Below are 19,080 nucleotides of genomic sequence, written 5' to 3' on the forward strand. Positions count from 1 at the left end.
TGTGTGAGCACTACAAAGGCAGGTTCTTTAAGGTAAGGAGGTGATCCAACCGCAGGTTCCCCTACGGTTACCTTGTTACGACTTCACCCCAGTCATGAATCACAAAGTGGTAAGCGCCCTCCCGAAGGTTAAGCTACCTACTTCTTTTGCAACCCACTCCCATGGTGTGACGGGCGGTGTGTACAAGGCCCGGGAACGTATTCACCGTAGCATTCTGATCTACGATTACTAGCGATTCCGACTTCATGGAGTCGAGTTGCAGACTCCAATCCGGACTACGACATACTTTATGAGGTCCGCTTGCTCTCGCGAGGTCGCTTCTCTTTGTATATGCCATTGTAGCACGTGTGTAGCCCTGGTCGTAAGGGCCATGATGACTTGACGTCATCCCCACCTTCCTCCAGTTTATCACTGGCAGTCTCCTTTGAGTTCCCGGCCGGACCGCTGGCAACAAAGGATAAGGGTTGCGCTCGTTGCGGGACTTAACCCAACATTTCACAACACGAGCTGACGACAGCCATGCAGCACCTGTCTCACAGTTCCCGAAGGCACCAATCCATCTCTGGAAAGTTCTGTGGATGTCAAGACCAGGTAAGGTTCTTCGCGTTGCATCGAATTAAACCACATGCTCCACCGCTTGTGCGGGCCCCGTCAATTCATTTGAGTTTTAACCTTGCGGCCGTACTCCCCAGGCGGTCGATTTAACGCGTTAGCTCCGGAAGCCACGCCTCAAGGGCACAACCTCCAAATCGACATCGTTTACGGCGTGGACTACCAGGGTATCTAATCCTGTTTGCTCCCCACGCTTTCGCACCTGAGCGTCAGTCTTTGTCCAGGGGGCCGCCTTCGCCACCGGTATTCCTCCAGATCTCTACGCATTTCACCGCTACACCTGGAATTCTACCCCCCTCTACAAGACTCTAGCCTGCCAGTTTCGAATGCAGTTCCCAGGTTGAGCCCGGGGATTTCACATCCGACTTGACAGACCGCCTGCGTGCGCTTTACGCCCAGTAATTCCGATTAACGCTTGCACCCTCCGTATTACCGCGGCTGCTGGCACGGAGTTAGCCGGTGCTTCTTCTGCGGGTAACGTCAATCGACAAGGTTATTAACCTTATCGCCTTCCTCCCCGCTGAAAGTGCTTTACAACCCGAAGGCCTTCTTCACACACGCGGCATGGCTGCATCAGGCTTGCGCCCATTGTGCAATATTCCCCACTGCTGCCTCCCGTAGGAGTCTGGACCGTGTCTCAGTTCCAGTGTGGCTGGTCATCCTCTCAGACCAGCTAGGGATCGTCGCCTAGGTGAGCCGTTACCCCACCTACTAGCTAATCCCATCTGGGCACATCTGATGGCATGAGGCCCGAAGGTCCCCCACTTTGGTCTTACGACATTATGCGGTATTAGCTACCGTTTCCAGTAGTTATCCCCCTCCATCAGGCAGTTTCCCAGACATTACTCACCCGTCCGCCGCTCGTCACCCGAGAGCAAGCTCTCTGTGCTACCGCTCGACTTGCATGTGTTAGGCCTGCCGCCAGCGTTCAATCTGAGCCATGATCAAACTCTTCAATTTAAGTTTGATGCTCAAAGAATTAAACTTCGTAATGAATTACGTGTTCACTCTTGAGACTTGGTATTCATTTTTCGTCCGAGGACGTTAAGAATCCATGTCACTTTGAGTGCCCACACAGATTGTCTGATAAATTGTTAAAGAGCAGTTGCAACGCGGCTTTCAGCTCACCGTTGCGAGGTCCCGTATAATACGTTTTCCTCATTCAGAGTCAAGCCCTTATTTTGCTTTTCTCTGTCAGTTTTTAGCGCTGAACTTCACCGCTAAAACCCTGCTGACCCGGCGGCTTGCTTGCCGTTGTTCCGTGTCAGTGGAGGCGCATTATAGGGAGTTCTGAGACGTTGACAAGCCCTGTTTTCAAAAAATTATTCAACCGTCTCTTTTTTGTGCAAAACGCCCTTAGAGCGGTAATTTTTCCAGCGTCGAGAAGCCATAGCGACGCAGAACGGGTAAAAGCTGTTCTGTTTCTGCCGTCAGCGCCATGCAGAATGCTTTATTCTCGTCGCTGGACTTCGCATCCGGCGCTTCATGCTCTAACAGCCAGGCGGTGCGACGGGCAATCGCCGCGCCGGAATCGATCAGCCGTGTGCCTTCCGGCAGAACGCGCTGCAGCTCCTCCTGTAAAAGAGGAAAGTGGGTGCAGCCCAGCACCACCGTATCCGGCGGCTCCTGCATCCGCAGCCATGGGCGCAGGATACGGCGCAGCTCTTCTAACGGCACAGGCTCGCCGTGCAGCTTCGCTTCCGCCAGCTCCACCAGCTCCGCCGACCCCAGCATTTCAATCCGACATTCATTGGCAAAGCGGTCGATCAGCTCACGGGTATAAGGACGCTTTACGGTACCGCGCGTCGCCAGCAGGCCAACAATGCCGTTCGCCGTTAAACGGGCGGCGGGCTTGATCGCCGGCACCACGCCAACGACGGGGAAAGCGAACTTTTCACGCAGGGCAGGCAGGGAGACGGTACTGGCGGTATTGCAGGCGATCACCGCCAGCGCCAGGGGATAACGCTGCTGGACAGCAGTGACGATTTCCACAACGCGCTCAACGATAAACTCCTCGCTCTTCTCGCCATAGGGGAAGGCAACGTTATCGAAAGCATAGATGTAATGCAGATTCGGCAGCAGCTGCCGAATCTCATTATAAACCGACAACCCACCGACGCCGGAATCAAACACCAGCACGGTGGGACGTGGATCAGAAGGTGTAGCTGCCAGACAAGGTGTATTCCCGTCCTGCAGATTGGTAGCCATAAACTGTCTCGTAATCTTTATCGAACAGGTTGGCTATTTTACCACGAACTGTCAGGTGTGAGGTGACGGGATACGATAAACCGACATCCCAGAGGCTCAACCCACCCATATTGACGGTACGCGAGTTGTCGTAGTCATAATCGTAACGCTTGCCGATGTAGTGATACGTCACATCCCACCCCAGATCGTAGACCTGGCCGTTCAGCTCGTATTTCACCTGCTGCTTCGCCCGGCGATAGAGGATCTTATTGGTTTCATCATCGCGAGGGTCAACATACTGCAGCGTCAAATGGTGCTCCACCGGCCCGGTGGTTATATTCCCCGTCCACTCCAGCCCCTTAATCGTCGCCGACTTGACGTTGTAATAGGCGTTGTTGTCGTAATCGATGAGGTTTTGAATCTCATAGCGATACGCGGAGAGTCGCCAATCGACCGGCCCCGTTAACCCTTCAAGGCCCGCTTCCCATTGCTTCGACTCCTCTGGCTTCAGATTCGGGTTAGAGGCGATGCCAAAGCGTTCTGCGCCGTACTGCTGCCCGAGGGAGGGGGCGAGGAATCCTGTGCCGTACGAGAGCGTTGTCCGATAACCGTCGATAAATTCCCAGCCGGCGGCCGTCTGCCAGGTACCGTGCCAGCCAAACTGCTCGTCATGATCCTCACGGCCGGAAGCTTCCAGCGTCACGCTGTCAATCTGCTGCTGTCCCGTCAGATAAAGACCGGTGGTGTCACGCTTATACACGTCGGTACTGGTCGTTCCGCTGGATTTCAGCTTCTCTTGTTTCCAGTCAACGCCGCCGCTCACTGCCCCATGGCCTACCACAACATTATTTCCCCACTGGATATAGCGCTGTTCCATATCATCCAGGGTGGTGCCCGCGGCATAGCGGCCAGCGTCGCTGCTGTAGTTGTAATCTTTGATGCGCTGATAGTTAGCAATCAGCTGGGAGGAGTAAATTCCGGAGTGGTAGTGCAGACCGGTATCCCAGGATTGGGTATAGGATTGATCTTCATCGTTTCCACCTGCGTAGCCCCAGTTACCCTGGTCATAGTCAGCGTTAGCAGAATAACCATAGCCGCGGAAGAACCCCGAGAAGTTGTCATCGAACTGATGCTGTACCCCGCCCCACAGCATTTTATTGCGGTAGCCGTCGCGATCGCTGTCGCCGCTGTAAGAGGAATTCGGCTGGACGTTAAACCCTTTGGTGGTCTGATAGGCGCCAGCAGCGGTAACCAACGTATCGCCAAACCGCTTGTTAAAGGCGCCGTCATAGGACTGATAGCCGTTCGTACCCGCGCCGGCGTTGATCTGCGAACGCTCAGCGTCGGTCATGGTGATGATGTTCACCACCCCGCCGATCGCTCCGGAGCCGTACACCGCGGAGCGCGGGCCGCGGATGTATTCCACCCGCTGGACCAGTGAGATAGGGATCTGACTGATATCTACGCCGTTGGAGATCCCCGGACGCGCCATCGGCACACCGTCGATCAGCACCAGCACGTGACGAGCCTCCGTCCCCCGAACATACAGCGAAGCGCTCTGCCCCATGCCGCCGTTGCGGGCAATATCGACCCCGGGAAGACGACGCATGACATCGTTTAAATCTTTGGACTGCCAGCGGTCGATGTCATCGCGCGTCACAATGTCGGTCGGCGCCAGCACGGTATTGACCGGCTGTTGAAAACGGTTTGCTGTCACCACCAACGTATCTGAATTGCTATCCTGCGCCCAGCCGGAAAATGCCGTGACGGATAAGGCCGTCATCAGCGAAGCTTTTTTAATCATTGTAAAAGCATCCGAAACAGAAAAAGGATGCCGCAGGTTTTATCAGTTGCTCGCGACGATAAAACCCAGTGCGACGTATTCCGGCAGGTCTTCGGGCTTGGAGGCTGTTTCAAGAAATAATGACTTCCCACGGCTAGCCGCAGTGTCTGCACCGAGTGCGCTCATTTCTCACCTTCCTTACCGCTGCGCGTCAGCCCCAGATTTCCACTGGGTTCCCTTTTAACTCACAGGACCGGTAGGCGAATGCTACAATCAGAACCATATAGATGTCCAGACTGCTAATTATATTTCCCGCGGCATTCGAGGCTGGACATCCCCGGCGCTTTCCCTACAATCCCCGCGTACTTATTTTATTCAGGATACATCATGACCCCCGAACACCTTCCTACTGAACAATACGAAGCGCAGCTGGCAGAAAAAGTCGTCCGTTTGCAAACCATGATGGCGCCTTTTGCCGCGCCGGTTCCGGAAGTGTTTCGTTCGCCGGTCAGCCACTACCGTATGCGCGCCGAGTTTCGTCTGTGGCACGATGGCGACGATCTGTACCATATTATTTTCGATCAGCAGACCCGGTCGCGGATTCGCGTTGACAGCTTCCCGGCCGCCAGCGCGCTGATCAATCAGCTGATGACCGCCATGCTGGAGGGCGTACGCAACAATCCCGTGCTACGCCAGAAGCTGTTCCAGATTGACTATCTGACCACCCTCAGCAACCAGGCGGTCGTTTCGCTGCTGTATCATAAAAAGCTGGACGATGCCTGGCGTGAGCAAGCGGAGGCGCTGCGTGACGCCCTGCGAGCCCAGGGGCTCAATGTGCATCTGATTGGGCGGGCGACCAAAACCAAAATCGAGCTCGATCAGGATTATATAGATGAACGCCTGCCGGTTGGCGGGCGGGAGATGATCTACCGTCAGGTGGAAAACAGCTTTACCCAACCGAACGCGGCCATGAACATTCAGATGCTGGAGTGGGCACTGGATGTCACCAAAGGGGCGACTGGCGACCTGCTGGAATTGTACTGCGGCAACGGTAACTTCTCGCTGGCGCTGGCGCGTAATTTCGATCGCGTATTGGCCACCGAAATCGCCAAACCGTCGGTGGCGGCGGCGCAGTACAACATCGCCGCTAACCATATCGACAACGTGCAGATTATCCGCATGGCGGCGGAAGAGTTTACTCAGGCGATGAACGGGGTGCGGCAGTTCAACCGGCTGCAGGGTATCGATCTGCATAGCTATCAGTGCGAAACCATCTTCGTCGATCCACCGCGCAGCGGGCTGGACAGCGAGACGGAAAAAATGGTGCAGGCCTATCCGCGTATTTTGTACATTTCGTGCAACCCGGAAACGCTGTGTCGCAATCTGGAAACGCTAAGCCAGACGCACAACGTTACCCGGCTGGCGCTGTTCGACCAGTTCCCGTATACCCATCACATGGAGTGCGGCGTCCTGCTGACCCGCAAATAGGCCCAAAAAAACCGGCAACGTCATATTGCCGGTTTTTTTACCGCTGGCGGCTTACTCGGCTGCGGTATCTTTGCGGTTACGCATCTTGTAGCCGATCCAGAAGACCATCGCGACGGACAGAACGGCCGGGAAGAAGTTAGAACCGATATCCGGGTACTCCGCACGCACGACGGTGCTGTACAACAGCACCCCGAGAATAAAAAAGGCGGCGGCCAGGCCCGGTAGCCCAACGGGCATACTGCGATTCTGATAGCGCTGATGCAGACAGTAGACCGTCAGCAGCAGGGATAAAATGGGGAAGACGGAAAACGGAACTATCGAACTGAACAGCGCCGCAAAGGCGCCATTAATGGATAACCCGGCAATCAGCGCCAGCAGCAGCGTACCTTTATCTTGAACTGAGTGTTTCATTGCTCGTCCTTCACGTTATTCGGAATGATGTGACATTTTTTCTTGTTCACGGCGATACCAGTAATACGCGCCTTTCGAGATCATTCGAAGCTGCAGTACCAACCGTTCCTCCAGCTGCCGGCGCTGCTCAGGGCCGACATCCAGCGCTTCCGCGCCAGCGCTAAAAACGATGGTGACCATAGCTTCAGCCTGCGCTTCGGTAAAGGCGCGCGGCATATGGTTTTCGAGTTCTAAATAGTCGGCGAGTTCCGCAATAAAGTGCTGGATCTCGCGTGCGACGGCGGCGCGAAACGCCGCAGAAGTTCCCGAGCGCTCGCGCAGCAGCAGGCGGAAGGCGTTCGGGTTGTTACCGATAAATTCCATAAAGGTGGAGACCGAGGTGCGGATCACGCTGCCGCCTTTGGCTATCCGCTGGCGCGCCTGGCGCATCAGCTGGCGCAGCATCAGTCCGCTCTCATCGACCATCGTCAGGCCCAGTTCATCGACGTCGCGAAAATGACGATAAAAGGACGTCGGCGCGATCCCTGCTTCCCGGGCCACTTCACGCAAGCTCAGGCTGGCGAAACTCCGCTCAGCGCTAAGTTGACTGAATGCCGCTTCCACCAGCGAACGGCGGGTTTTTTCTTTTTGTTGTGCTCTTACGCCCATCACGATGTATGAATCCTTCCAATAGCCCTGCTGGCACTATACCAGAGATTAAAACTAATCGGTTTGCCCTGGATTGTGAATGATTGTTTACGAGCCGTTTCTGCTTTTATGCTGCAAAAAAGCACAACGATAATTGGGTTAAAGCGCAGCGAATGTTATCATCGTGTTTATTTTATGTATAAAACAGGTGAGTAATGCCATGTCACACTCTTGGGATTATGATGCAATAGTGATTGGTTCCGGTCCTGGCGGGGAAGGCGCCGCCATGGGACTGGTGAAACAGGGAGCACGCGTTGCCGTCATCGAGCGCTACCATAATGTCGGCGGCGGTTGCACCCACTGGGGCACCATCCCGTCGAAAGCCCTCCGCCATGCCGTCAGCCGTATTATCGAGTTTAACCAAAACCCCCTCTACAGCGACCACTCCCGCCTTCTTCGCTCTTCTTTCGCCGACATCCTTAACCATGCCGACAGCGTCATCAACCAGCAGACTCATATGCGCCAGGGATTCTATGAGCGCAACCACTGTGAAATTCTGCAGGGCAATGCCCACTTCGTGGATGAGCATACTCTGGCGCTGGAGTGCCATGACGGCACGGTCGAGACTGTGACCGCGGAGAAATTCGTTATCGCCTGCGGATCGCGCCCCTACCATCCGGCGGATGTCGATTTCCACCACCCGCGCATCTATGACAGCGATTCGATTCTCAGCCTGCAGCATGAGCCGCGCCATGTGATCATTTACGGCGCCGGGGTGATCGGTTGTGAATATGCGTCGATCTTCCGCGGCATGGAGGTGAAGGTCGATCTGATCAACACCCGCGATCGTCTGCTGGCCTTCCTCGATCAGGAGATGTCAGACTCGCTCTCTTATCACTTCTGGAACAGCGGCGTGGTTATTCGCCACAACGAGGAGTATGAGAAAATTGAAGGGGTGGATGACGGGGTGATCATGCACCTGAAGTCCGGCAAAAAGCTGAAGGCCGATTGCCTGCTGTACGCTAACGGCCGCACCGGCAACACCGACACCCTGGCGCTGGAAAATATCGGTCTGCAGACCGACAGCCGCGGTCAGCTGAAGGTCAACAGCATGTATCAGACCGCCCTCCCGCACATCTATGCGGTTGGCGATGTCATCGGCTATCCAAGCCTGGCTTCTGCCGCTTACGATCAAGGACGCATTGCCGCCCAGGCGCTGGTGAAAGGCGAAGCCTCAGCGCATCTGATTGAAGATATCCCGACCGGGATCTATACCATTCCGGAAATCAGCTCCGTCGGGAAAACCGAGCAGCAGCTGACGGCGATGAAAGTGCCGTATGAGGTGGGCCGCGCCCAGTTTAAACACCTGGCGCGGGCGCAAATCGTCGGTATGAGCGTTGGTACGCTGAAGATCCTGTTCCATCGTGAAACCAAGGAGATCCTTGGCATTCACTGCTTTGGCGAGCGCGCGGCCGAAATTATTCATATCGGCCAGGCGATCATGGAGCAGAAAGGCGGTGGCAACACCATTGAGTACTTCGTCAACACCACCTTTAACTACCCGACCATGGCGGAAGCGTACCGGGTTGCCGCGCTGAACGGCTTAAACCGCCTGTTTTAACGCCTTGTCGAAATGGCCATCCATCGTGCCGCGGATGGCCTCCGCCAGATGTTCATAGCGGCTGCGCAGCGGGGAGCCCGGACGATAAACCAGACCGATGGTGCGTCTTGGCTCTGGCTTAATGCACGGCAGGTAGACTACGCCATCGCGTTTTCTCTCCTGCGGCACCGCCAGCGCCGGCAGCAGGGTAATGCCGCTGCCTGCCGCCACCATATTGCGCAGCGTTTCCAGGCTGGTCGCGCGGAAGTGGGTATCCTCATCCGCCCCCGCTTCAAAGCAGAAGCCCATCGCCTGATCGCGCAGACAGTGGCCATCCTCTAGCATCAGCAGCTTTTCACCGGCCAGATCCGACATCGGCACCCGATCGCGGTTCGCCCACGGATGATCTTCATAGATAGCCAGCATCATCGGCTCATCGAACAGCGGCACCTCGATAAAGGCCTCGCTCTCTTTGACCAGCGCCAGGATGGCGCAGTCGAGCTTACCGCTGTCGAGCTGAGCCAGCAGCTGATGGGTCTGCGCTTCGTGCAGATACATTTCCAGCTTCGGGAAGGTCTGATGCAGCATCGGAATGATGTGCGGCAGCAGGTACGGGCCAATTGTCGGGATCAGGCCGATATGCAGCGGCCCGGACATGGTTTCCCCTTGTTGGCTTGCCATTTCCTTGAGCACTTTTACTTCGCGTAACACGGTACGCGCCTGATCCACCAGCAACAGCCCCGCCTGGGTAAACAGAACCTTACGGCTGGTGCGCTCCAGCAGCATGACGCCAAGCTCATCCTCCAGCTTGCGGATCTGTCCGCTGAGCGTCGGTTGGCTCACATGGCATGAGTCAGCCGCCCGCCGGAAGTGGCGGTGTTCGGCGAGCGCTACCAGGTATTCAAGATCGCGAATATTCATTATTCATCCTCCATCGCCACGATAGTCCATGGCGATAGATAGCATAGCAACGAACGATTATCCCTATCAAGTTTTCTGTTCAATAATACGCCCATAAAGACGGTCTACCTGTGAAAATCACTGACCCGTCACACTGTTTCTCTACCCGAACAACTAAAGCCAACGTGAACTTTTGCGGACCTTGCGTCCGCTTTTTTTTGCATAAAAAACCCGGCGTCGCTGGGCTTGACCGGGTCAGGGAGGGCAGATATCTAAGGATTAGCTTAAACGAGCCTTCGCCTCGTTGATAGCCTGGGCTACCTGCTGCGGCGAGACGCCGCCTTTCGCTGCGCGTTTCTCGAGGCAGGACTGCAGCGACAGGATCGGATACACATCGTCCGCAATCACTGGGCTGAATTTCTGCAGATCGGCCAGGGTCAGCGCTTCCAGCGGTTTCCCTTGCGCAATGGCTTCCACTACCGCTTCACCGACAATATGGTGCGCCTCGCGGAACGGTACGCCTTTCGCCACCAGATAATCCGCCAGCTCAGTGGCGTTGGCATAGCCCTGCTGCGCCGCTTCCGCACAGCGCGGACGTTTTACCTGAATGCCGTCCAGCACCAGGGCCGCCATATGCAGGCAGTCGAGCCAGGTATCCAGGGCGTCGAAAAGCCCCTCTTTATCTTCCTGCATGTCTTTGTTGTAGGCCAGCGGCAGTCCTTTCAGCGTCATCATCATGCCGGTCAGCGCACCCTGCACGCGGCCGCATTTGCCACGGATAAGCTCCAGGGCGTCCGGGTTTTTCTTCTGCGGCATCAGCGAGGAGCCGGAGGTCACGCGGTCGGAAAGCTCGACGAAGTTCGCCTCGCCGGAGTTAAAGAAAATCAGATCTTCCGCAAAGCGCGACAGATGCACCATACCGATAGCCGCATCGGAAAGCAGCTCCAGCACATGATCGCGATCGGACACGCTGTCGAGGCTGTTGCGGGTGGCGGAGGCAAAGCCCAGCCAGCCGGCCAGCTGCTCGCGGTCGATCTCATACGCCGTCCCCGCCAGCGCGCCGCAGCCCAGCGGGCTGACGTCGAGGCGCTTCAGCGCGTCCTGCAGACGGCTTTCGTCACGCGCCAGCATTTCAACGTAGGCCAGACACCAGTGCGCGAACGTCACCGGCTGGGCGCGCTGCAGGTGGGTGTACCCCGGCATTACCGCGTCCTGATTCTGCTGGGCGGTCTCCACCAGCGCGCTCTGCAGCTGGCGGTTCGCTGAGAGCAGTTCGACAACGGTATCTTTGCACCACAGTTTAAGATCGGTGGCGACCTGGTCGTTACGGCTGCGCCCGGTGTGCAGTTTCTTGCCCAGCTGGCCCACTTTATCGATCAGCTTGCCTTCCACCCAGCTGTGAATATCTTCGGCATCGCTGGCGAGGATTTGCTGCGGATTGGCGCGCACCTCTTCCAGCAGCACGTTCAGCGCTTCTTCAAGCTGCTGCTGTTCAGCGGCACTCAGAACGCCGACCGTTACCAGCGCTTTCGACCAGGCGACAGAGCCAACGATATCCTGCTCCGCCAGACGATAGTCGAAGCGCAACGAGTCGTTGAACTGTTTGAACCGTTGATCTGCTGCCTGTGTAAAACGCCCGCCCCAAAGTGCCATAACATGCTTCCTTTATTCGTTAGTTCCGCCGGCGGCATTGTGCCGCTCGGCCTACGGTCTTGTAAGCCCGGCAGACGACGCGCCGCCGGGCATGAAATCTTAAGCCAGAATACGTGTGCCGATCGGCGTGCCGTTAAATAACGCCGGCAGCTGCTCGGCGTGACGCCAGGAGGCGATATCCACCGGACGACCCAGAGCACGTGCGGCGTCAAGGGCCGCATTCACTTTAACAATCATGCCGTCGGTGATAATCCCCTGCTCGATCAGCTGTTCCGCTTTCTCGGCGGTCATCTCGGCAATGCGCTGCCCTTTACCGTCGAGGATACCGCTAACGTCAGACAACAGGATCAGATCCGCCCCCAGGGTGGCCGCCAGCGCTGTCGCCGCCTGGTCAGCGTTGACGTTCATCAGCTGGCCTTCATCGGTCACCCCGATAGAGCTCACCACCGGCAGGTAACCGCCGGCCAACAGGGTGTTGATCAGTGCCGGGGAGCCCGGCTGCGCCAGCCCGACATGGCCCAGCTCAGCATCCAGTTGCGTGACCTTCACGCTATCGCCATCGCCGAGGAACAGGCCTACCGAGGAAATACCATGTTTTTTCGCCCACGCCAGCAGCGTCTTGTTGGCGGTTCCCGCCAGCGCGCCGGTGATGATGTCGATTTGCTCAGCCGGCGTAACGCGCAGGCCATTTTTCTTCTGCACCGGCAGGTTGAGCTGCTTCATCAGCTCATCCACCACGCAGCCGCCGCCGTGGACGATAATCAGCGGACGCTGGTGCGCTTCACGGTAGTTAACCAGCGCGGTAAACAGGCGCTCCAGCGCTTCTTCGCTATCGAGTAATACGCCGCCAAGTTTGATAATTAATGGGTTCATCATCACACCTTAAATAAGAGACTGCGTCTCAGCGAAGCCGAAACGAATATTCGCGCACTGCACCGCCTGCGCTGCGGCGCCTTTCAGCAGGTTATCCTCTGCCGCGACGACGATGAGATGATCGTCCTGCACGGCAAAACCGATATCACAGAATGGCAGGCCTTCGACGCTTTTCAAAGCGGGCACGCCTTTATCATATAAACGTACCAGTGGTTTATCGGCGTAAGCCTGCTGGTAAACCGCCGCGATCTGCGTATGGCCGACGCCCGGTTTCAGGCGGCAGGTAATGGTTTCCAGGATGCCGCGCTTAAAATTACCCAGGTGCGGGGTAAAAATTACCTTTGCCCCGAGGTGGCTGGCAATCTCCGGCTGATGGCGATGGTTAAATATGCCGTACGGCTGCAGGCTAACTTCACAGAAGCTGTTGCCGATCGCGACCTTACGACCCGCGCCGCTCACCCCGCTGGTAGCGTTGATTACCGGCCACTGGTTGAGATCCAGCAGATTGGCCTCAATCAGCGGCTTCAGCGACAGCTGCGCCGCCGTCGGATAGCAGCCTGGCACTGCGATTAACTGCGCGTCTTTAAGCGCATCCGCGCTCCACTCCGCCAGACCATACACCGCCTGTTTGAGCAGGTCGGGATGCCGATGAGTGAAACCGTAATATTTTTCGTAGAACGCCCCATCGTTAACGCGGAAGGCACCGGAGAGATCGAACACCACGCAGCCAGCGGCAAGAAACTGCGGCGCCAGATCGTGACTCACTTCGTGCGCGGTGGCGAGAAACACCACGTCCACGCCAGCGCTGAATTCGCTGATATCGGACATCGGCTGCAGCGGCATATCGACAATGCCTTTGAGCTGCGGATGCAGGTCGGAAATTAATTTTCCCGCATCATTGCTTTGCGCGGAGACCGTCAAAGCGGTTATGTTCATATGCGGATGACGATTGATATAGGTCACCAGCTCTGCGCCGGCATAACCACTGGCACCCACAATCAGCGTATTTAACATTGGAAGCGCATCTCCTTACATTCGATGGGTTTTCTTACGCTCAACGATATTGTATTTTTATTCACAATAAATGCATGAATATTGATACTATCACGACCCAAGGTGTGTCAACAATGAAAAACAATTTACCGCCCTTTATCGAGATTTACCGCGCGTTGATCGCCACACCATCCATCAGCGCGACTGAAGAGGCTCTCGATCAAAGCAATGAGTCTTTAATCAATTTGCTGGCAGGCTGGTTCCGCGATCTCGGCTTCAATGTTGAGATACAGCCGGTGCCGGATACGCGCCATAAATTCAACCTGCTGGCCAGCACCGGACACGGCGCCGGCGGCCTGCTGCTCGCCGGGCATACCGATACCGTGCCGTTCGATGATGGCCGCTGGACGCGCGACCCGTTCACCCTCACCGAACACGATAACAAGCTCTACGGCCTCGGCACGGCCGATATGAAAGGCTTCTTCGCCTTTATTCTCGACGCCCTGCGCGATGTCGACGTCACCACGCTGAAAAAGCCGCTATATATTCTGGCCACTGCCGACGAAGAGACCAGCATGGCCGGCGCGCGCTACTTTGCCGAAACCACCCGGCTGCGCCCGGACTGCGCCATCATCGGCGAGCCCACCTCCCTGCAGCCGATCCGCGCCCACAAAGGCCATATGTCCAACGCGATCCGTATTCAGGGCCAGTCCGGCCACTCCAGCGATCCGGCGCGCGGGGTCAACGCGATTGAGCTGATGCACGACGCCATCGGCCGGATTATGCAGTTGCGCGATCTGCTAAAAGAGCGCTATCACTTCGAAGCGTTTACGGTCCCTTACCCAACCCTCAACCTGGGCGCTATCCATGGCGGCGATGCCTCAAACCGTATCTGCGCCTGCTGTGAACTGCATATGGATATCCGCCCGCTGCCGGGGATGACCCTAAACGATCTTAATGGTCTGTTGGGCGAGGCGCTGGCCCCGGTCAGCGAACGCTGGCCGGGCCGCCTGACGGTCTCTGAGCTGCATCCGCCGATCCCCGGCTACGAGTGCCCGCCGGACCATAAGCTGGTGCAGGTGGTCGAGAAACTGCTTGGCGCGCAGACCGACGTGGTGAACTACTGCACCGAAGCGCCGTTTATCCAGACGCTGTGTCCGACGCTGGTTCTCGGCCCGGGCTCCATCAATCAGGCCCATCAGCCTGACGAGTATCTGGAGACGCGCTTTATCAAGCCGACCCGGGAGCTGATTAGCCAGGTGGTTCATCACTTCTGCTGGCACTAAAATCGCCCTCTTTTTCCGCCCCGTTCCCCCGGGGCGGAACGGTGACGATCGTCACATTTCCATAAGCGATGCTTATCCAGCGCCCCCTGAATTAAATTTCGCAAATTACGGCGATTTACTCGTTTGCTGAAGCGATTTCGCAGTAATTGACGTGGGGGTATTTACGTGGCTTTATAAAAGACGGGTTGCTTATCCGTTGCTCACGTTCCAGCGCAGCGGATATAACAAAATAAAATGAGATGGGGTGTCTGGGGTAACATGAACGAACAATATTCCGCATTGCGTAGTAATGTCAGTATGCTCGGCAAGGTGCTGGGCGATACCATCAAGGATGCATTGGGAGAAAATATTCTTGATCGTGTCGAAACTATCCGTAAGTTGTCCAAATCTTCACGCGCCGGCAACGAAGCTAACCGCCAGGAGCTGCTGACCACGCTGCAGAATTTGTCAAACGACGAACTGCTGCCGGTGGCCCGTGCCTTCAGCCAGTTTCTGAATCTGGCCAACACCGCTGAGCAGTACCACAGCATTTCGGCGAATGGCGAAGCGGCCAGCAATCCGGAAGTCATTGCGCGTACCCTGAGAAAGCTCAAAGACCAACCCAATCTCAACGAAGAGACCATCAAACAAGCGGTGGAATCGCTGTCTCTGGAGCTGGTGTTAACCGCCCACCCGACCGAGATCACCCGCCGGACGCTGATCCATAAAATGGTGGAAGTGAACAACTGCCTTAAGCAGTTGGACAACAAAGATATCGCTGACTACGAGCACCATCAGCTAATGCGCCGTCTGCGCCAGCTGATCGCCCAGTCGTGGCATACCGATGAAATTCGTAAGCACCGCCCTTCCCCGGTCGATGAAGCCAAATGGGGCTTCGCGGTGGTGGAAAACAGCCTGTGGGAAGGGGTGCCTAACTATCTGCGCGAGCTGAACGAACAGCTGGAAGCCAACCTTGGCTATCAGCTGCCGGTGGACTTCGTCCCGGTGCGTTTCACCTCGTGGATGGGCGGCGACCGCGACGGCAACCCGAACGTGACTGCCGACATCACCCGCCACGTGCTGCTGCTCAGCCGCTGGAAAGCGACCGACCTGTTCCTCAAAGACGTGCAGGTGCTGATCTCCGAGCTGTCGATGGTGGAGTGTACCGACGAGCTGCGCGCCCTGGCTGGCGCCGAGGGCGCTCAGGAACCTTACCGTTATCTGATGAAAAAACTGCGCTCTCAGCTGATGGAGACCCAGGCCTGGCTGGAAGCGCGTCTGAAAGGTCAGAAGCTGCCGAAACCGGCGGGACTGATCACTCAGAACGAGCAGCTGTGGGAGCCGCTGTACGCCTGCTATAAATCGCTGCAGGCCTGCGGCATGGGCATTATCGCCAACGGCGAACTGCTCGACACCCTGCGCCGCGTGAAGTCTTTCGGCGTACCGCTGGTGCGTATTGATATTCGTCAGGAAAGCACCCGCCATACCGAAGCGCTGGGTGAAATGACCCGTTACCTCGGGATCGGCGACTACGAAAGCTGGTCGGAAGCCGACAAACAGGCTTTCCTGATCCGCGAACTGAATTCCAAACGTCCGCTGCTGCCGCGCCAGTGGGAGCCAAGCGAAGAGACGCGTGAAGTTCTCGACACCTGCAAGGTGATCGCCGAGGCGCCGCGCGGATCGATCGCCGCCTACGTGATCTCGATGGCGAAAACGCCGTCCGATGTGCTGGCGGTTCATCTCCTGCTGAAAGAAGCCGGGATTGGCTTTGCTCTTCCGGTGGCCCCGCTGTTCGAAACGCTGGATGACCTCAACAACGCCAACGACGTCATGACCCAGCTGCTGAATATCGACTGGTACCGCGGCTTTATCCAGGGCAAGCAGATGGTCATGATCGGCTACTCTGACTCCGCTAAAGATGCCGGCGTGATGGCCGCCTCCTGGGCGCAGTACCAGGCGCAGGACGCGCTGATCAAAACCTGCGAAAAAGCCGGTATTGAACTGACGCTGTTCCACGGTCGCGGCGGCTCTATCGGCCGCGGCGGCGCGCCGGCTCACGCCGCGCTGCTCTCGCAGCCGCCGGGAAGCCTGAAAGGCGGCCTGCGCGTTACCGAGCAGGGCGAGATGATCCGCTTTAAGTACGGCCTGCCGGAAGTCACCATCAGCAGCCTGTCGCTGTATACCAGCGCCATTCTGGAAGCCAACCTGCTGCCGCCGCCGGAGCCGAAAGCAGAATGGCGCGACATCATGGCCGAGCTGTCCGACGTGTCGTGCAAGATGTATCGCGGCTACGTGCGTGAAAACAAAGATTTCGTCCCTTACTTCCGCTCTGCGACCCCGGAGCAGGAGCTGGGCAAACTGCCGCTGGGTTCGCGTCCGGCAAAACGTCGTCCAACCGGCGGCGTCGAGTCGCTGCGCGCCATTCCGTGGATCTTCGCCTGGACCCAGAACCGCCTAATGCTGCCAGCCTGGCTGGGCGCTGGCGCTGCGCTGCAGAAGGTGGTCGAAGGTGGAAAACAGAGTGAACTGGAAGCCATGTGTCGCGACTGGCCGTTCTTCTCTACCCGCCTCGGCATGCTGGAGATGGTTTACTCGAAGGCCGACCTGTGGCTGGCGGAGTACTACGATCAGCGCCTGGTGAAGCCGGAGCTGTGGGCGCTGGGTTCCGAGCTGCGCAAGCTGCTGGCTGCCGATATCAACGTCGTGCTGGCCATCGCCAACGACTCTCATCTGATGGCCGACCTGCCGTGGATCGCCGAGTCTATCCAGCTGCGTAATATCTATACCGACCCGCTGAACGTCCTGCAGGCGGAACTGCTGCACCGTTCACGCCAGGCTGAAGAAGAGGGCAAGGACCCGGATCCGCGCGTTGAACAAGCGCTGATGGTCACCATCGCCGGCGTCGCCGCCGGTATGCGTAACACCGGTTAATCTATCTCTCCCCGGCCGCCCGGCCGGGGGTTTTCCGCCCGTTCTAGTGGTGCAGCATCTCATCAACGATCTGTTCTTTATGCAGCGCATACGGATAATAGGTCGGCCAGTTATCCATCTCTTTCAGCAACGCCTCCTGTGATTCATTGCCCATGAAAATATGGAAATGCTGTGATTTACGCGGGCCAATGATATGGTCGCTGAATTGCACAAATTTCGGCGCGTTGGCATCGCCCTGCTGGCACTCGAACAGATAACGCACGCCCTTCTTACCGGAGGCGTAATGCAGAATTTTATAGCCTGAATAGCGGTATTTGCAGCTATTTACGGTCTGGCCAACGTGGAACTCAATCACGTCATCTTCAATGCCAATCTGCTCCACATCGGTGGCGTAGCCCTTCTTATAATAGGCGCGATACTCCTCCACGCTCTTGCCGCCGGGCTTTTTCGCCTTCTGCTCCAGCACCGGATCGAGATCGCCGTTGAGCAGATACGGGTTCACCGACTGCCAGACGCCTTCCCAGTCGCTCAGCGCGCGGTCCTGCACATCTTTATCCGCAAAAATGCCTTCGCTGGCCTGACGCTCCACTTCGGTTAACGCCGGGCCATGGCTATGGTTGCCGTGGGCGAACGCCTGGGCGCTGGCTAAAGCCATGCCGAATCCTAAGGCCAGCAGGGGGATCTTTCTGGTCATTACTCTCTCCTGAGTTTGCTATCAATGGCGACAAATTGTTACGATATAACATATCTTATCTGGGAGGCAAGAGCGACAGGCAAGCGCTTTTACCGCTGGAATAATGTCCGGTATGATGAAAAGGGTGATGCGCTGAACGGAAGAATGATGGACAACGATATCAATCAGCTTATTGATGCATTGCTAAAAAAGCAGACCAGCCTCGGCCGGGTTTATTTCGCCGGCGAGACGCGCTCGCCTGCTGAGCCGGTGGTGCAGGTGGATTTTCCTCGTCTGAATATCCTCCTCGATGGGCAGTTGCCCGACCAGGCGCTCGGCGATAACGCCCCTCCCCTCGAAGCCAACGACGTGCTCTATATTCCTGGCGATAGCTGGAACTGCCCGCAGTGGCAAGCGCCTTGCCTGCTGTTAAGCATCCTGTTCGATAAGCAGCAGCTGGAGTGCTCGCTGCAGCACTGGAATGGCAAGGCGATAACTGTTGTCGACAAGCGGCAGGCGCTGCGCCGCGGGCCGCGCGTCGGATCATTTCTGCTGCAGGCGCTCAATGAACTCCGGATGCAACCGCAGGAGCAGCAAACCGCCCGCAGCATCGTCGTCAGCCTGCTCAGCCACTGCCATGATCTTCTCGGCAGCCAGGCGCAAACCTCCTCGCGCAGCCAGGCGTTGTTCGAAGCGATCCGCCAATATATGGACATCCATTATGCGGAACCGCTGAGCCGGGAATCGGTGGCCCAGGCGTTCTACCTCTCTCCCAACTATCTTTCCCATCTGTTCCAGAAATGTGGGCCAATGGGCTTCAATGAATATCTAAACCATATTCGTCTCGAACAGGCCCGTATGCTGCTGAAGGGCCACGATATGAAAGTGAAAGACATCGCCCACGCCTGCGGCTTCGCCGACAGCAACTACTTCTGCCGCCTGTTCCGCAAAACTACGGAACGCTCGCCGTCTGAATACCGCCGCCAGTACCATAGCCAGCTGACGGAAAAAGCATCCCCGGTAAAAAACTAGATTTTTGTGTGTTAAACCTGACTTTTGTGCGCGCTATAGTTACCTCCCATCC

General features: G+C 56.9%; 14 protein-coding genes, 1 rRNA gene and 1 riboswitch. Of the genes, 5 read left to right on the forward strand and 10 right to left on the reverse strand.

Annotation, left to right across the window (positions count from 1 at the left end; all coding sequences use genetic code 11):
• Positions 1-33: 33 nt before the first annotated feature.
• From LPQ25_RS25250 to btuB, 3 genes are all read right to left on the reverse strand, one after another.
• Positions 34-1,572: ribosomal RNA gene (locus LPQ25_RS25250) — 16S ribosomal RNA — on the reverse strand.
• 396 nt (positions 1,573-1,968) lie between these two features.
• Positions 1,969-2,820 (reverse strand): glutamate racemase, encoded by an 852-nt coding sequence (gene murI / locus LPQ25_RS25255; protein ID WP_002883026.1) that lies wholly within the window; start codon positions 2,818-2,820, stop codon positions 1,969-1,971.
• Positions 2,765-4,603, reverse strand: a complete 1,839-nt coding sequence (gene btuB, locus LPQ25_RS25260; RefSeq protein ID WP_004146288.1) for a TonB-dependent vitamin B12 receptor BtuB — start codon at positions 4,601-4,603, stop codon at positions 2,765-2,767. The genes murI and btuB overlap by 56 nt, the downstream gene beginning before the upstream one ends.
• Positions 4,604-4,668: 65 nt before the next feature.
• A riboswitch (cobalamin riboswitch) is annotated at positions 4,669-4,855 on the reverse strand.
• A 114-nt stretch (positions 4,856-4,969) separates the two neighbouring features.
• Here btuB and trmA point away from each other — a divergent pair.
• Positions 4,970-6,070, forward strand: a complete 1,101-nt coding sequence (gene trmA / locus LPQ25_RS25265; RefSeq protein ID WP_002883023.1) for a tRNA (uridine(54)-C5)-methyltransferase TrmA — start codon at positions 4,970-4,972, stop codon at positions 6,068-6,070.
• Positions 6,071-6,121: 51 nt separating this feature from the next.
• Here the strand turns inward: trmA and LPQ25_RS25270 are convergent, their stop codons facing one another.
• On the reverse strand, positions 6,122-6,481 hold the full coding sequence (locus tag LPQ25_RS25270) for a YijD family membrane protein (protein ID WP_002883021.1): 360 nt from the start codon (positions 6,479-6,481) through the stop codon (positions 6,122-6,124).
• 15 nt (positions 6,482-6,496) lie between these two features.
• Positions 6,497-7,132, reverse strand: a complete 636-nt coding sequence (gene fabR / locus LPQ25_RS25275; RefSeq protein WP_004151856.1) for an HTH-type transcriptional repressor FabR — start codon at positions 7,130-7,132, stop codon at positions 6,497-6,499.
• 196 nt (positions 7,133-7,328) lie between these two features.
• Here fabR and sthA point away from each other — a divergent pair, with 196 nt between their 5' ends.
• On the forward strand, positions 7,329-8,729 hold the full coding sequence (gene sthA, locus LPQ25_RS25280; RefSeq protein ID WP_002883016.1) for a Si-specific NAD(P)(+) transhydrogenase: 1,401 nt from the start codon (positions 7,329-7,331) through the stop codon (positions 8,727-8,729).
• Here the strand turns inward: sthA and oxyR are convergent.
• The 4 genes from oxyR to argC form a co-directional block, all read right to left on the reverse strand.
• Complete coding sequence (oxyR, locus tag LPQ25_RS25285) at positions 8,712-9,629, reverse strand: DNA-binding transcriptional regulator OxyR (RefSeq protein ID WP_002883015.1); 918 nt, start codon at positions 9,627-9,629, stop codon at positions 8,712-8,714. The genes sthA and oxyR overlap by 18 nt on opposite strands.
• 258 nt (positions 9,630-9,887) lie before the next feature.
• The gene (argH, locus tag LPQ25_RS25290) at positions 9,888-11,261 is read right to left on the reverse strand and encodes an argininosuccinate lyase (RefSeq protein ID WP_004146283.1); all 1,374 of its coding nucleotides are present in this window, start codon (positions 11,259-11,261) and stop codon (positions 9,888-9,890) included.
• Between the two features lie 99 nt (positions 11,262-11,360).
• Positions 11,361-12,137 (reverse strand): acetylglutamate kinase, encoded by a 777-nt coding sequence (gene argB, locus LPQ25_RS25295; RefSeq protein WP_004187843.1) that lies wholly within the window; start codon positions 12,135-12,137, stop codon positions 11,361-11,363.
• A 6-nt stretch (positions 12,138-12,143) separates the two neighbouring features.
• A complete protein-coding gene (gene argC / locus LPQ25_RS25300; protein ID WP_012737114.1) occupies positions 12,144-13,148 on the reverse strand; it encodes an N-acetyl-gamma-glutamyl-phosphate reductase in 1,005 nt (334 codons plus the stop codon).
• Positions 13,149-13,261: 113 nt separating this feature from the next.
• Here argC and argE point away from each other — a divergent pair, with 113 nt between their 5' ends.
• Positions 13,262-14,413 carry an acetylornithine deacetylase gene (gene argE / locus LPQ25_RS25305; protein WP_004177969.1) on the forward strand — a complete coding sequence of 384 codons (1,152 nt, stop codon included), beginning with the start codon at positions 13,262-13,264 and terminating at the stop codon, positions 14,411-14,413.
• Positions 14,414-14,671: 258 nt separating this feature from the next.
• The gene (ppc, locus tag LPQ25_RS25310; RefSeq protein ID WP_004181636.1) at positions 14,672-17,323 is read left to right on the forward strand and encodes a phosphoenolpyruvate carboxylase; all 2,652 of its coding nucleotides are present in this window, start codon (positions 14,672-14,674) and stop codon (positions 17,321-17,323) included.
• 43 nt (positions 17,324-17,366) lie between these two features.
• Here the strand turns inward: ppc and zinT are convergent, their stop codons facing one another.
• Positions 17,367-18,017, reverse strand: coding sequence for a metal-binding protein ZinT (gene zinT / locus LPQ25_RS25315; RefSeq protein WP_004187297.1), 651 nt, complete (start codon positions 18,015-18,017; stop codon positions 17,367-17,369).
• Between the two features lie 24 nt (positions 18,018-18,041).
• Between zinT and LPQ25_RS25320 the strand changes: the two genes are divergently transcribed.
• Positions 18,042-19,028, forward strand: a complete 987-nt coding sequence (locus tag LPQ25_RS25320; RefSeq protein ID WP_014908120.1) for an AraC family transcriptional regulator — start codon at positions 18,042-18,044, stop codon at positions 19,026-19,028.
• Positions 19,029-19,080 lie beyond the last annotated feature (52 nt).

The organism is Klebsiella sp. KPN54798 (assembly GCF_021184225.1).
Classification (GTDB): Bacteria; Pseudomonadota; Gammaproteobacteria; order Enterobacterales; family Enterobacteriaceae; genus Klebsiella; species Klebsiella pneumoniae.

Bases quoted from the DNA above. Each gene is read 5' to 3' on its own strand.
- murI (WP_002883026.1), bottom strand. From the start codon at position 2,820: ATGGCTACCAATCTGCAGGACGGGAATACACCTTGTCTGGCAGCTACA.
- btuB (WP_004146288.1), bottom strand. From the start codon at position 4,603: ATGATTAAAAAAGCTTCGCTGATGACGGCCTTATCCGTCACGGCATTT.
- trmA (WP_002883023.1), top strand. From the start codon at position 4,970: ATGACCCCCGAACACCTTCCTACTGAACAATACGAAGCGCAGCTGGCA.
- LPQ25_RS25270 (WP_002883021.1), bottom strand. From the start codon at position 6,481: ATGAAACACTCAGTTCAAGATAAAGGTACGCTGCTGCTGGCGCTGATT.
- sthA (WP_002883016.1), top strand. From the start codon at position 7,329: ATGTCACACTCTTGGGATTATGATGCAATAGTGATTGGTTCCGGTCCT.
- oxyR (WP_002883015.1), bottom strand. From the start codon at position 9,629: ATGAATATTCGCGATCTTGAATACCTGGTAGCGCTCGCCGAACACCGC.
- argH (WP_004146283.1), bottom strand. From the start codon at position 11,261: ATGGCACTTTGGGGCGGGCGTTTTACACAGGCAGCAGATCAACGGTTC.
- argB (WP_004187843.1), bottom strand. From the start codon at position 12,137: ATGATGAACCCATTAATTATCAAACTTGGCGGCGTATTACTCGATAGC.
- argC (WP_012737114.1), bottom strand. From the start codon at position 13,148: ATGTTAAATACGCTGATTGTGGGTGCCAGTGGTTATGCCGGCGCAGAG.
- argE (WP_004177969.1), top strand. From the start codon at position 13,262: ATGAAAAACAATTTACCGCCCTTTATCGAGATTTACCGCGCGTTGATC.
- ppc (WP_004181636.1), top strand. From the start codon at position 14,672: ATGAACGAACAATATTCCGCATTGCGTAGTAATGTCAGTATGCTCGGC.
- zinT (WP_004187297.1), bottom strand. From the start codon at position 18,017: ATGACCAGAAAGATCCCCCTGCTGGCCTTAGGATTCGGCATGGCTTTA.
- LPQ25_RS25320 (WP_014908120.1), top strand. From the start codon at position 18,042: ATGGCGACAAATTGTTACGATATAACATATCTTATCTGGGAGGCAAGA.